This is a genomic window from Bacillus sp. B.PNR1, assembly GCF_030386235.1.
Lineage (GTDB): Bacteria > Bacillota > Bacilli > Bacillales > Bacillaceae > Bacillus > Bacillus stercoris.
This window is the reverse complement of sequence record NZ_JANYMN010000001.1, coordinates 1,142,283-1,156,996: the sequence shown is the minus strand read 5'-3', so window position 1 is coordinate 1,156,996 and position 14,714 is coordinate 1,142,283. Positions and strand designations below refer to the sequence as shown.

The window sequence follows — 14,714 nt, the reverse complement described above, 5'->3', positions numbered from 1 at the left end:
ATTTAAAGAGGTTATTGTTGTCTTCATATCGAAATAAAGATGAAGTAAATGTGAGGGGGAGTTACTTTAATGCATATCACAACAAAAAGGTTATTGATACGTGAATTCGAATTCAAAGATTGGCAAGCTGTATATGCGTATACATCAGATATTAATGTGATGAAGTATATACCAGAAGGGGTTTTTACTGAAGAAGAAGCAAAAGCATTTGTAAATAAAAACAAAGGTGATGACGCTGAAAAATTTCCTGTCATACTAATAGATGAAGATTTACTTATCGGCCATATTGTTTTTCATAAGTATTTTGGTGAACATACATATGAGATTGGGTGGGTGTTTAATCCGAATTATCAAAATAAAGGGTATGCTTCTGAAGCAGCGCAGGCTATCTTGGAATACGGATTTAAAGAAATGAAATTACATAGGATTATAGCTACTTGTCAACCTGAGAATATTCCATCATACCGAGTTATGGAGAAGATTGGAATGAGACGAGAAGGCTTTTTTAAAAAGTGTATTCCAAAAGGCAATGAGTGGTGGGATGAATATTATTACGCTATTTTAGAGGATGAGTGGAATTGAACTATACTGATCTAGCGTTAATCATTTTATAACCGATCTTCTCACTTTTGCCTTAGTATGAATTGATCTATGTTGAATTGCTTAATATGTCATTGAACTCAGAGAATAAAGTGAACAAGCCACAGATGTTCATTATCTTTTAGGGGGTTCCAAAAAGACCATATTTCTATCGATCGCCCAAAGTGAAAATGGTATACTAAAGTTAGAATCTTAGGAAGGAATTACAATTTTTCTAGGTCTACATAAAATCATCCGATTAACCGAAAGTGAGAATGTGTGAATGAATGTAATAGGGTATATGGAGGAAAGGTTTCAAAACCTCGAATTAATTCCTAGCATCTATAATCAATGGGGCACAGGAATCCATTTTTGTCTTGGGGAAAATATCTATCAACTCAAAGCAAATGAAGAATTGAATCTAAAGATGTTTCAGGTTGTATATGAACAAATCTCAATTATTTTTAATGAATTATTCGAACAAAATGATGACATATTCCTTGTGGCGAATATGTATAAGCACAAAAAGAAAGAGAAATGTATAAGAAAATTAAAGGTATATCAACCGTTTCTAAAGTGTAAAAATCTTTTGAATCAAATGATGGTGAAGACATATCCCTACCCTTTCGAAATCAATAAAGCTGAAGAATATGAGATGCAGCAATTTTCCTTGTTATGCAAACCTCGAGACTTACGTGTAACTGAATTACTTAAAGCCGCCAGTAACGAGGATTTCCCATTGAAACCGAAATTCGGAGGTTACTCTATTGATTACCCTGATGTTTTCTTTGTGAACATTACAAAAGACATTATTTTCTTTATCTATGATGACCGCGGATGTGAAGTCATAGCTCTTGATTTCAAACGAATACGCCACCTTTATGAAAAATATCACGACTGGGTAGAAGAGTATAAGCACATGTAATACTCTTTTTTAATAGAAACTGAAAAAAATCTAAGTTTTATATGGCTCTAGTTAAGTCCGACAAGCCATGGGACAACAGCTAAAATGGTTTTACGTAATTAAGGATTCTAAAGGTCGGGCTGAGAAATGAATGATTCAATTAGTTGTCCATTTCAAAAAACCATATGCGATGATGAGGATTGGATTAAATTAAGTGTCAACAGAAAGGAATGGGAAATTTCAGAATTGCTTGACTTTACTTTATGATGAAAGGGGTCGAGTAAGATGGATAAAAAAAAGGATGAAATACAAAGAAAGTATAGGGAGCAAATGAGGGAGAAGAAAGAACGAGAAAAAGAAGATGGCAGTTCACATACTTTTGAAATTGTTGTTGTGCTAGCCATTATCATATTGATGTTTTTCTTTAATTCAGTATTTAAGGCTTTTTAGATATTGTACAGATGACTTTCACGATTATTGAATAAATTAATACAGAATTAATTTCTGTATTCTCTTTTGTTTTTACCCTCAATTAAATTTTTAAGATTAAAATAAGTTTGGATAAATCATAGTGTTTAACACAGTCTTGCCAGTTCTACTCCTGTTGAAAGCTTCTCTGTTTTTGTTTCTTATTTATTCCTGTATTGATATATGTATGTAGGGTTGGACTTATAACATAAACTACTCTGGCCATTCCTTTTCTTTCTACTCATGACCAAGCTTGCCATTCGCTAACAGTCTCCATACATCCTGTAATCACCTTTATCAAACTCTTAAATGCAGCTTACCACTAACCAATTCCTTATTTCGCATAGATCATCTTTGTCATGTGGTTACACAAGTATCTGTTTTCGGACTGATCGTTGTTAATTGATACATGACATTCGCAAATATTTGAGACACTGAATATAACGGAAGAGTCAAAAATCAATATTTATTTCATTCCTGTTTAAACTTTCTGAAAAAGATGTTGAAAAAGTCAAAGGGATTTTATAATATTAAGTCAAGTTAGTTTGTTCGATCAACAAACTAATGAGGGGAACTTTAATTGTCTATCGATAAATCTCTTGTTAAATTTGGATGGAAGGTGGGAACAAACAAAAGAAAGAAGCTTTTATCCTTTTTCAGCATATAAAGTATGACGAAAAAAGATGAGTTTACTGCTTGCTGATCACCATTTAGATGATGAAAATGCCCTGTTTTGAAAGCGCTTTTATAAACACGTCCAGTCCATAAGTTTGAGGGGATTTTTAAACCGTTTCACACTGTTCCATATTAAAGGATCGAAAAGGAGAGAAATCATGCTCGGTGAAAATGTAAAGAAGATTAGCATGGTTGAAAAAGTTGGATATGCGTCTGGAGATTTTGCGTGTAATTTAATTTATGCAACAGTGTCTACTTATCTTTTGTTTTTCTATACAGATGTATTTGGTTTATCGGCAGCCGCCGCCGGTACTATGTTCTTAGTGGTTAGAATAATCGACGCACTCGCTGATCCTTTTATTGGAACAATAGTTGACAGAACGAATAGCAAATTTGGACGCTTTAGACCGTATCTTTTATTCGGAGCTTTTCCATTTGTCATACTGGCCATACTCTGTTTTACAACCCCGAATTTTTCGGATATGGGGAAATTAATATATGCCTATATCACCTATGTCGGCTTGTCGCTTACATACACAATGATAAACGTGCCATATGGCGCGTTAACATCTGCAATGACCAGAAATAATCAAGAAGTGGTTAGTATAACGTCTGTCCGTATGTTATTTGCGAATCTTGGGGGACTTGTCGTTGCATTTTTTGTTCCTTTACTGGCTGCTTATTTAAGCGATACTTCCGGCAACGAATCTCTTGGCTGGCAACTAACTATGGGTATTTTGGGAATGATAGGCGGGTGCCTTTTAATCTTTTGTTTTAAAAGCACAAAAGAGCGTGTCACTCTTCAAAAATCCGAAGAAAAAATTAAATTTACGGATATATTTGAGCAGTTTCGTGTTAATCGTCCACTTGTTGTATTAAGTATTTTCTTTATCATTATTTTTGGAGTGAATTCCATCAGTAATTCGGTGGGCATTTATTACGTAACGTATAACTTAGAAAGAGAGGATTTGGTGAAGTGGTACGGTTTGATAGGTAGTTTGCCCGCTTTGGTCATTTTACCGTTTATTCCAAGGCTACATCAATTATTGGGGAAGAAGAAATTACTAAACTATGCATTATTACTGAATATAATCGGCCTCTTAGCTTTACTGTTTGTTCCGCCAAGTAATGTATACCTCATACTTGTCTGTCGCTTAATCGCTGCTGCTGGAAGTCTCACTGCCGGGGGATATATGTGGGCGCTTATTCCTGAAACAATAGAATATGGAGAGTACAGGACTGGGAAAAGAATGGGCGGTCTCATATACGCTATTATTGGATTTTTCTTTAAATTCGGTATGGCCTTAGGAGGAGTTGTTCCAGGTCTGGTTCTTGATAAGTTTGGATATGTGGCAAATCAGGCACAAACTCCGGCGGCATTAACGGGGATTTTAATTACAACCACCATTATTCCCGTGTTCTTGCTGGCTCTGGCTTTAATTGATATTAATTTCTATAACTTAGATGAGAAAAAATATAAAAAAATGGTTCGAGAATTAGAGAATAGAGACAAAGTTTATTTGGATCATATTGATGATTTCAAAGCTTAAAAAAGAAAATAAACTGAGGAGGAGTCCAAAATGAAGATTACCAATCCAGTACTGAAAGGATTCAATCCCGATCCAAGTATTTGCAGGGTAGGAGAGGATTATTATATCGCTGTATCTACATTTGAGTGGTTTCCGGGAGTCCAGATCCACCATTCAAAAGATTTAGTCAATTGGCGCTTAGTTGCACACCCATTACAGAGAGTTTCACAATTAGACATGAAAGGAAACCCTAATTCAGGTGGGGTTTGGGCACCATGTTTAAGCTATAGTGATGGAAGGTTTTGGCTGATCTATACCGACGTTAAGGTAGTAGATGGCGCTTGGAAAGATTGTCACAATTATTTAGTGACTTGTGAAACGATTAATGGTGATTGGGGAGAGCCGATACCATTAAACAGCTCGGGGTTTGATGCTTCTTTATTCCATGATACGGATGGAAAAAAATATTTATTAAATATGTTATGGGATCACCGTATTGACCGGCACTCATTTAGAGGAATTGTTATCCAGGAATATTCTGATAAGGAGCAAAAATTAATCGGTAAACCGAAAGTGATATTTAAAGGAACTGACAGAAAGCTAACAGAAGCTCCGCACCTTTATCATATCGGGAACTATTATTATTTACTAACTGCAGAAGGAGGAACGCGGTTCGAACATGCTGCTACAATTGCCCGATCTGCAAATATTGAGGGACCATATGAAGTTCATCCCGATAATCCAATCTTAACGTCATGGCATGATCCAGGAAATCCATTGCAAAAATGCGGACATGCATCTATTGTTCAAACACATACAGGTGAGTGGTATTTAGCTCATTTAACGGGACGTCCCATACATCCAGACGATGAGTCAATTTTTCAGCAGAGAGGATATTGTCCTTTGGGCAGAGAAACTGCTATTCAAAAACTCTACTGGAAAGATGAATGGCCCTATGTAGCAGGCGGAAAAGAAGGAAGCTTGGAGGTGGAAGCGCCTTCTATACCGGAAACCGTGTTTGAAGCCACGTACCCCGAAGTTGATGAATTTGAGGATTCAACATTAAATATCAATTTTCAAACGTTAAGAATCCCGTTTACAGAAAAATTAGGTTCATTAATCCAGGTGCCAAATCATTTACGATTATACGGTCATGAATCATTAACCTCGACATTTACTCAGGCATTTGTAGCCAGGCGTTGGCAAAGCCTCCATTTTGAAGCGGAAACAGCTGTAGCGTTTTTCCCGGAAAATTTTCAACAAGCTGCTGGATTGGTGAACTACTACAATACAGAGAACTGGACGGCTCTTCAAATCACGCATGATGAAGAACTTGGCCGTATTCTTGAATTAACAATATGTGATAACTTTTCTTTTTCACAGCCATTACACAATAAAATTGTTATTCCTCGTGAAGTAAAGTATGTATATTTAAAAGTAAATATCGACAAGGAAAAATATTATTATTTCTATTCTTTTAACAAAGAAGATTGGCACAAAATTGATATTGCATTGGAATCGAAAAAATTATCAGATGATTACATCCGTGGGGGAGGATTCTTTACAGGAGCCTTTGTAGGGATGCAATGTCAAGATACCAGCGGTCATCATATTCCGGCCGACTTTAGATATTTTCGTTATACAGAAAAATAAAGTGTATGTGAAAAAGGAGGCTCTATTTTAGGACTCCTTTTTCATCTTAGAATGTGCCTATATATAACAAACAAAAAGCTCATCTTTAAAGATGAGCGGAGAGCGACATTACATTGTAACCATATCCAGAAAATGATCAATCACAATGGAGGACATTCCTAATGCCGGTGCATTTTTTCCTAAGGAAGATGGTAATAATTCATAGCTATTGCCTAATTGGGAATAAACCCTGGACGATACTTCGCTTCTAATTGAATTTAAAACCATAGGATGGGATTCAATTATGCTGTTTCTTAAAATGATGGCTTGTGGATTGAATGTATTTAGAATATTGGTAAGGCCTATTCCTAAATAGAATCCAAAATTCTGTAATGCATGTAAGGTGCTGATATCATTTGCATGGGCGAGCTCTATGATATCTTGATAGGACACTTTTTTCTCTTTCGTCTGAAGCGATGTTAATAAAGCCTTTTCTGAAGCATACAATTCCCAGCAACCTCGGTTTCCGCAACTGCATTTAGGACCATTAAAGTCAATTGTCATATGTCCCATTTCTCCAGAGAATCCGCTTACCCCTCTATATAAATGGTTGTTGATAATAATACCGATCCCTATCCCTGTACTGATACTTGCATAAATAATGTTATCGTGATTTTTTGCAGCACCAAATACTTTTTCTCCATATGCGCCAGCATTTGCCTCATTTTCAATAAAAACAGGCACATTGAACTTCTCATGTATAGAAGATTTTAAGTCGATATCTTTCCAGTTCGAGTTCGGAGTGAAAACAATTTTTTGATTTTTATCAATGAGTCCTGGCACACATATGCCTATACCAATAAGACCGTAAGGAGATTGGGGCATATGCGTAATAAAGTGATGAATCATATCAATTAAAATGTCTTTCGTTATTTCTGGAGAATTTGATTCTAAATGGTGGTGTTGATCAAGAACGATCGTCCCTTCAAGGTCTGTTAAAATGCCATTGATATAATCCACACCCACATCTATTCCTACGGAGTATCCTGCCTTTTTATTAAAAACAAGCATGACAGGCCTTCTTCCGCCACTTGATTGACCTTGACCTATTTCAAATACAAGATTTTCTTTCATTAATGTGTTTACCTGTGATGAAACAGTTGATTTATTTAATCCAGTCATTTCAGATAATTTTGCTCTTGAAATAGGTGAATTTTTGAGTATTTCTTTTAATAATAACTTTTGATTTACTTTTTTAACAAAGGCTTGATCTGCGATATCCACTTCATCCACTCCATTTGTATAACCTTTAAATTAAGTATGAACATAGTACATAGCGAATCTTCCCTTTATTATATCTAATGTGTTCATAAAAAACTAAAAAAATATTGAAAATACTGATGAGGTTATATAAGATGAAAATAAGTTAGTTTGTTCGGGCAACAAACTAACAAGCACCTATGAAATAAATGCAGCTGTATTTGAATGATCATGTTTTGAATTTATTTTTAAGGGGGAAATCACATGGCTCAATCTCATTCTAGTTCAGTCAACTATTTTGGAAGCGCAAACAAAGTGGTTTACGAAGGGAAAGATTCGACTAATCCTTTAGCATTTAAATATTATAATCCTCAAGAAGTAATCGGCGGAAAAACGATGAAAGAGCATTTGCGATTTTCTATTGCTTATTGGCATACATTTACTGCTGATGGCACAGACGTTTTTGGAGCGGCTACGATGCAAAGACCATGGGATCACTATAAAGGCATGGATCTAGCGAAGGTGAGAGTAGAAGCAGCATTTGAGATGTTTGAAAAACTAGATGCACCATATTTTGCTTTTCATGACCGGGATATTGCACCAGAAGGAAGTACGCTAAAAGAGACTAACCAAAATTTGGATATGATCGTGAGCATGATTAAAGATTACATGAGAAATAGCAACGTTAAGCTATTATGGAATACTGCAAACATGTTTACAAATCCCCGTTTCGTCCATGGCGCTGCGACTTCTTGCAATGCAGATGTGTTTGCGTACGCTGCAGCACAAGTGAAAAAAGGGTTAGAAACAGCAAAAGAGCTTGGCGCCGAGAACTATGTATTTTGGGGCGGCCGTGAAGGATATGAAACATTGTTAAATACCGATTTAAAATTTGAGCTTGATAATTTGGCAAGATTTTTGCATATGGCAGTGGATTACGCGAAGGAAATCGGGTACACAGGGCAGTTTTTGATTGAGCCAAAACCAAAAGAGCCGACCGTCCATCAATACGATACAGATGCAGCAACAACCATTGCCTTTTTAAAGCAATATGGCTTAGACAATCATTTTAAATTAAATCTCGAAGCCAATCATGCCACATTAGCCGGGCATACATTCGAACACGAATTACGCATGGCAAGAGTGCATGGTCTGCTTGGCTCTGTTGACGCGAACCAGGGACACCCTCTGTTAGGCTGGGACACAGATGAATTTCCGACAGATTTATATTCTGCTACACTAGCAATGTACGAAATTCTGCAAAATGGCGGCCTTGGAAGCGGAGGATTAAACTTTGACGCGAAGGTCAGAAGATCTTCTTTTGAGCCTGATGATCTAATATATGCCCATATTGCAGGGATGGATGCATTTGCAAGAGGATTGAAAGTCGCCCATAAATTAATCGAAGATCGTGTGTTTGAAGATGTGATTCAACACCGCTACCGCAGCTTTACTGAAGGGATTGGTCTTGACATTATAGAAGGAAGAGCTAATTTCAATACACTTGAGCAATATGCGCTAAATAATCAATCAATTAAAAACGAATCTGGAAGACAGGAGCGATTAAAAGCGATATTGAACCAATACATTTTAGAAGTATAACGGGATAAGCTCCAGATCCTGCGATACAAAGTCACTGAACTACCCGTCATAATTCCTTTACTCTTTCTGATTGTTATGACGGGTAATTTTTATAATTGGGATTTATTTAGAGTGAATGATTTTTTAAAAGGGTAAGGAGTGAAAAAATGAAGTACGTCATTGGAATTGATCTTGGGACGAGTGCTGTTAAAACTATTTTAGTCAATCAAAACGGCAAGGTTTGTGCAGAAACGTCCAAACGTTATCCGCTCATCCAAGAGAAGGCGGGATATAGTGAGCAAAATCCTGAAGACTGGGTGCAGCAAACAATTGAAGCATTGGCTGAATTGGTTTCTATATCTGAAATTCAAGCCAAGGATATTGATGGGATAAGCTATTCGGGACAAATGCATGGGTTGGTGCTGCTTGATCAAAATCGTCAGGTGTTGCGTCATGCAATTCTTTGGAATGATACCAGAACGACGCCTCAATGTATCAGGATTACCGAGACATTTGGCGATCATCTGCTTGACATCACAAAAAACCGCGTTCTTGAAGGGTTTACATTACCTAAAATGTTATGGGTGAAGGAAAATGAACCTGAACTTTTCAAAAAAACTGCTGTTTTTTTGCTTCCAAAAGACTATGTGAGATTTCGTATGACTGGTGCCATTCACACTGAATACTCCGATGCAGCAGGGACTTTACTTTTACATATTGCCCGCAAGGAGTGGAGTGATGATATTTGCAAACAATTTGGTATACCTGTAGATATTTGTCCTCCGCTTGTTGAATCTCATGATTGTGTAGGATCGCTGCTTCCGAACGTCGCGGCGGAGACAGGACTATTGGAAAAAACAAAAGTGTACGCCGGGGGAGCGGATAATGCTTGCGGTGCTATTGGAGCGGATATTCTTTCTTCCGGCAAAACATTATGCAGTATTGGGACCTCAGGGGTCATACTTTCCTATGAAGAAGACAATGAAAGAGACTTTAAAGGGAAAGTGCACTTTTTTAATCATGGAAAAAAGGATTCTTTTTATACGATGGGAGTCACGCTCGCTGCAGGATACAGCTTGGACTGGTTTAAAAATACGTTTGCGCCAAACGAATCGTTTGAGCAATTATTGCAGGGGGTGGAATCTATTCCGATAGGAGCCAATGGGCTGCTATACACTCCTTATTTGGTGGGTGAAAGAACGCCGCATGCTGATTCTTCTATTCGGGGAAGCTTGATCGGAATGGATGGAGCCCACAAAAGAGAGCACTTTTTGAGGGCGATAATGGAAGGTATCACATTCTCTTTGCATGAATCAATTGAGCTATTCCGCGAAGCGGGAAAATCAGCTAATACTGTCGTTTCTATTGGTGGGGGTGCTAAAAATGAAACGTGGCTGCAAATGCAAGCTGATATTTTCAATGCGAGGGTGATTAAGTTAGAAAATGAACAAGGCCCAGCCATGGGAGCGGCTATGCTGGCTGCTTTTGGAAGTGGGTGGTTTGAATCCCTTGAAGAATGTGCAAAGCAGTTTATTCGTAAGGCTGCTACAATTTATCCGAGGGAACAAAATGTCCAAAAATATAAAACACTATTTGATTTGTATAAGAGCATTTACACTCATACAAAGGATCTCAATACAGCTTTGCAGAGCTTTCGAAAAAACGAATGATAAGGGACAAAAGAACAATTATAGGTATCGCAACCTTTAAACAGTATTGGAGTGTCCGGCAGACAAAACGAACAAGCGGAACCGTATCTGTCAGCGAACACTTCAAAAAGTGGGAAAGCTTAGGAATGCCAATGGGTAAGATGTATGAAACCGTACTTACTGTAGAGGGCTATCAAAGTAATGGCAGTGCTAATGTAACTACCAATGTATTGACTGTTGGTGGGAAAAGTCAATAATCCTTTCTCTTGATTTACGATGAATATTGGTAGTATGTTCATGCACAAAAAACCCCCTCACATTAACGTGAAAGGGGTTTTTTATTATCTACACTTTTTATATTATTCAAAAAGATTCATGTTGAAAAAGTAAGATCAACTCTAACTATTAGGAGTTGCGAAATCAGCTATTTCGTGTGCTATACAGCAGAAAATTTCACAGGCAGTGTTTTTCTATTTCACACAGCCATGAAAACCTCTATTGGTCACGTATCCACTCTTGCTCCAGATGGAAAGTTTTTCTGATTTTGCTTCTTGCTCATCTAGTCTGAATTGGTCTATGTATTTGGTGTTTGGCTCATATACATATGCTACTCTGGCCAATCCTTCTTTCAACAATGTTTCCTGAACAGATTTGCCGTCAGCATAAACGTAAGCTAACAGTCTTCCATACTTATCTCTGCGATCGCCTTTATCAAATTCCAGCTGCAGCTTACCGCTGTTGACCAATTCTTTATTTCGTTTTGACGCATCCTCACCGTATGGCTGAACACAAGAATGCGGTTTCTTCGTCTCAGGTGTATCAACGAGCAAGTAGCGAACTGTGTCTTTTTTTCCGTTGTAAATCACCTTAATCGTATCTCCATCAACTGTTCTATCTAATGTAACATCTACCAATTTTTTCTGATTTTTTGAATGAGGCGTTCCAGCCCCTTGTTCTGGCTGTTTATATTCATTAGAGTGAGTATGCTCAGTCTCACTAGAACCTGACTGGTTTGTTGCTGTGCGATTTGATCCGCAAGCTCCCAAAGTCATACTTAAAACGATGGCGATCAAACTGACCAAAATCTTCTTCATATTCATTCCCTCTTTATCATTTTCTCTTTTCGCGCTTAAACATCAACATTATAACGATATGGACATTTTTTGTGAATGAAAAATACCTATAACTTCAGGGGAACTTCTTACACTGAAATTACCAATGGTTAACTTTGTAATAAGGTGACCAAAATATTACCATTACAGAAGGAAGATAAACAATTCTGAAAATTATATTGACTGAAAATGCTTTTGGAATTATGATAATATCAGAAGTGACAATAATATGACAAAAACATCACTACAATATAACAATTAACGGATTATGTTATTGATTAAAAATGCAAACGATTACAAACGCAGAAATCTAAGATCGAGATGACATTAGTTTTGTATCAATATCCACACTGAAAGAGCTTATTAAGTATTCTTAATAAAGGCAGGGGAGATGGATATGAATGAACATCGAAATCGAAGGTTGAAATTAATAATGATCTCAGCAACTTTTGGAGGACTTCTCTTTGGGTATGACACCGGAGTTATAAATGGAGCTTTGCCTTTTATGGCAAGACCAGATCAGCTTCATTTATCAGCGGTTACAGAAGGGCTTGTTACGAGTATTCTTTTATTAGGTGCGGCGTTTGGAGCGTTGTTATGCGGAAGATTAGCTGATCGATATGGCCGCCGTAAAATGATCCTTAATCTCTCTTTTTTATTTTTCTTGGCATCACTTGGGACAGCGTTTGCACCTAGTGTTTTCATCATGGCGGTCTTTCGTTTTTTATTGGGACTGGCTGTTGGGGGAGCTTCAGCGATGGTACCGGCTTTTTTAGCGGAAATGGCACCGCATGAGAAGAGAGGACGTATGGTAACCCAAAATGAGCTAATGATTGTTGGCGGGCAATTTTTAGCATATGTTTTTAATGCCATCCTTGGTGTAACAATGGCAAATACGGGACATGTTTGGAGATACATGCTAGTCATTTGTGCCGTTCCGGCTATCATGTTATTTGCCAGTATGCTTAAGGTACCAGAAAGCCCGAGATGGCTAATCTCCAAAGGCAAAAAAAATGAGGCACTGCGTGTTCTTAAACAAATTCGTGAAGATAAACGTGCAGAAGCTGAATATCGGGAAATTCAAAAAGCGGTAGAAAAAGATACACAGCTTGAGAAGGAATCGCTCAAGGACTTTTCTACCCCATGGCTGCGCCGTCTTTTGCTGATTGGAATCGGTGTAGCCATCGTAAATCAAATTACAGGTGTGAACTCGATTATGTATTATGGCACACAAATCCTTAAAGAATCCGGTTTTGGCACAAAAGCGGCTTTAATCGCTAATATTGGGAATGGGCTGATATCCGTTATTGCAGTTATATTTGGGATTTGGCTGGTCGGAAAAGTAAGGCGGCGACCAATATTGTTGATTGGTTTGGCGGGGACGACTACAGCGCTCCTATTGATTGCAATTTTCTCAATTGTGCTTGATGGATCTATGGCACTTCCTTATGTAGTGCTTTCTTTGACCGTTTTATTTCTTGCCTTTATGCAAGGGTGTGTAGGACCTGTGACTTGGCTGGTCATAGCGGAAATATTTCCTCAAAGATTGAGAGGACTTGGTTCTGGGATAAGTGTTTTTTTTCTCTGGTTATTAAACTTTGTGATTGGTTTTGCTTTCCCGATCTTGCTTAGTTCTGTAGGGTTGTCTTTTACATTCTTTATATTCGTGGCTTTAGGTGTATTGGCAATTGGTTTTGTGTACAAATTCATGCCGGAAACAAAGGGGCGTACACTTGAAGAACTAGAAGAGCATTTCCGTTTTCGACATGATCATAATGCTCCTGAACAATCAGTTATTGAGGTATAGATATGTTGAAATCTCTCTTCTTCAGAAAAAACAAAATCCCTCTGCCAGAGGGATTTTGATTCAGCATGTTAAGATGTTCTACACGTATAATACAGGAGTTGATACTTTGAAAATCTCGCCATCTCTTATATAAAAACGAGGGATGCGGCGGCTTAATGTAGACACCACTTCATAGTTAATCGTATTGAGCATTTCAGCCACTTCATCAACGGAAATCTCAGCTCCTTTTTGCTTACCGTAAATTACGACTTCTTCTCCTTGTTCACCTTCACCGTTTTCTCCTAAACTGACCATGATCATATCCATTGTTACTCTTCCCGCTACAGGCACTCGTTTTCCGCGGTGAAGAACAAACCCGCGATTGGAAAGGGCACGAGAATAGCCGTCAGCATAGCCGATCGGGATTGTAGCAATTACTTCATTAGGTTCTGCAACGTATGTAGCACCATAGCTAACGGTTCGGGGCTCTGTCCGCATGGTTTTGACATAAGCGATGCGCGCTTTTAAACTTAGCGCAGGTTCAAGCTTAACGAGATGTAGTTGTTTAATATAGGAAGAAGGATATAAACCATATAAGCCGATACCTAAACGGATCATATCAGCGCTAAATTCCGGAAATGCGATAGCTGCAGCTGTGTTGCACATATGCACGGTGGGCAGCTCAATTCCTTGTTCTTTTAAAAAGCTGAGAAAATTGATGAATTTTTCGTGCTGCAGCTTTGTAAGTGTCGTGTCTGGTTCATCAGCTGTTGAAAAATGTGTAAAAATCCCTGTCCACCTGAGAAATTCGCTTGCCTTTAGGGCTTTCACTACTGCTAAAAGCTCTTCCTTTGTGCGTACACCTAATCGTCCCATGCCGGTATCCACGTTAATATGAATAGCCAGCCGATCAGTACTTGCTTCTTTCTCCAATATCTCGTTTGCTTCTTTTATCCAATCAACCTGAAATGCTGATAATGTTATATTCCAAGCCGCTGACTTCTTCACACAACTAAGGGACGTAAAACCAAGCACAAGGATAGGTGCTGTAATCCCCGCTTTTCGTAAAACGATTCCTTCCTCCACGCTGGCAACAGCGAGCTCACTCGCCCCGTGTTCAAGTGCATGACGCGCCACTTCTATAGACCCGTGACCATAACCGTTCGCTTTTACGACAGCCATAATTTTGCTCTTATGTGGAATATGACGGCGGATCGCTCGCAAATTCTTTTTGACGGCATCAAGATTGACTTCGATCCAAACTTCTCGGCAAAGCTTTATCATCAACGCTTCCTTCCTTCTTATGGATTGTAACTACCACCTATTGCCGCAAGAATAAATGTTAATTGTTGGATGATTCGATCTTATTTTATTCAGCTTCATTTGAAATCATTCAACAGCAAATCCATGTGATACGAAAAGGTGCTAATCAATGTTCGAATAGCAAATACGGATAAACGAGGCTTGTAAGGGGATGAGAATGGATATGGAGGCTGAGGATATGAGAAGTACAACTAATCAAAAATAATCTTCAGTGAT

Annotated in this window: 11 protein-coding genes and 1 pseudogene; 9 read left to right on the top strand and 3 right to left on the bottom strand. The window is 38.0% G+C overall.

Annotated features, from left to right (window positions below):
• Positions 1-69: 69 nt before the first annotated feature.
• The 5 genes from NZD81_RS06245 to xynB all read left to right on the top strand — a co-directional run bounded on the left by NZD81_RS06245 (position 70) and on the right by xynB (position 5,808).
• On the top strand, positions 70-582 hold the full coding sequence (locus tag NZD81_RS06245; protein ID WP_069839407.1) for a GNAT family N-acetyltransferase: 513 nt from the start codon (positions 70-72) through the stop codon (positions 580-582).
• Positions 583-862: 280 nt separating this feature from the next.
• Positions 863-1,504, top strand: a complete 642-nt coding sequence (locus tag NZD81_RS06240; RefSeq protein ID WP_282372176.1) for a DUF3885 domain-containing protein — start codon at positions 863-865, stop codon at positions 1,502-1,504.
• Positions 1,505-1,768: 264 nt separating this feature from the next.
• Positions 1,769-1,933, top strand: coding sequence for a hypothetical protein (locus NZD81_RS06235; RefSeq protein ID WP_003231681.1), 165 nt, complete (start codon positions 1,769-1,771; stop codon positions 1,931-1,933).
• A gap of 851 nt (positions 1,934-2,784) precedes the next feature.
• Positions 2,785-4,176 (top strand): MFS transporter, encoded by a 1,392-nt coding sequence (locus NZD81_RS06230; RefSeq protein ID WP_282372177.1) that lies wholly within the window; start codon positions 2,785-2,787, stop codon positions 4,174-4,176.
• 30 nt (positions 4,177-4,206) lie between these two features.
• Positions 4,207-5,808: a xylan 1,4-beta-xylosidase gene (xynB, locus tag NZD81_RS06225; protein ID WP_282372178.1), complete on the top strand. Its 1,602-nt coding sequence runs from the start codon at positions 4,207-4,209 to the stop codon at positions 5,806-5,808.
• A 108-nt stretch (positions 5,809-5,916) separates the two neighbouring features.
• Here the strand turns inward: xynB and xylR are convergent, their stop codons facing one another.
• The gene (gene xylR / locus NZD81_RS06220) at positions 5,917-7,071 is read right to left on the bottom strand and encodes a transcriptional repressor XylR (RefSeq protein WP_040083073.1); all 1,155 of its coding nucleotides are present in this window, start codon (positions 7,069-7,071) and stop codon (positions 5,917-5,919) included.
• Positions 7,072-7,311: 240 nt separating this feature from the next.
• On the opposite strand from xylR, the gene xylA reads away from it, so the two are divergent.
• From xylA to NZD81_RS06205, 3 genes and pseudogenes are all read left to right on the top strand, one after another.
• Positions 7,312-8,649 (top strand): xylose isomerase, encoded by a 1,338-nt coding sequence (gene xylA, locus NZD81_RS06215; protein ID WP_147771935.1) that lies wholly within the window; start codon positions 7,312-7,314, stop codon positions 8,647-8,649.
• Between the two features lie 146 nt (positions 8,650-8,795).
• Positions 8,796-10,298, top strand: a complete 1,503-nt coding sequence (gene xylB, locus NZD81_RS06210) for a xylulokinase (protein WP_289859737.1) — start codon at positions 8,796-8,798, stop codon at positions 10,296-10,298.
• A 14-nt stretch (positions 10,299-10,312) separates the two neighbouring features.
• Positions 10,313-10,534: pseudogene (locus NZD81_RS06205) on the top strand (glycoside hydrolase family 11 protein); the annotation flags it as partial.
• Positions 10,535-10,747: 213 nt separating this feature from the next.
• On the opposite strand, the gene NZD81_RS06200 reads toward NZD81_RS06205, so the two are convergent.
• The gene (locus NZD81_RS06200) at positions 10,748-11,371 is read right to left on the bottom strand and encodes a thermonuclease family protein (RefSeq protein ID WP_282372181.1); all 624 of its coding nucleotides are present in this window, start codon (positions 11,369-11,371) and stop codon (positions 10,748-10,750) included.
• A gap of 409 nt (positions 11,372-11,780) precedes the next feature.
• On the opposite strand from NZD81_RS06200, the gene NZD81_RS06195 reads away from it, so the two are divergent.
• The gene (locus NZD81_RS06195) at positions 11,781-13,196 is read left to right on the top strand and encodes a sugar porter family MFS transporter (RefSeq protein ID WP_289859736.1); all 1,416 of its coding nucleotides are present in this window, start codon (positions 11,781-11,783) and stop codon (positions 13,194-13,196) included.
• Positions 13,197-13,274: 78 nt separating this feature from the next.
• Here NZD81_RS06195 and alr read toward each other — a convergent pair whose 3' ends face one another.
• Entirely contained in the window at positions 13,275-14,459 is a 1,185-nt protein-coding gene (alr, locus tag NZD81_RS06190) for an alanine racemase (protein WP_014664095.1), read from the bottom strand.
• Positions 14,460-14,714: the final 255 nt, after the last annotated feature.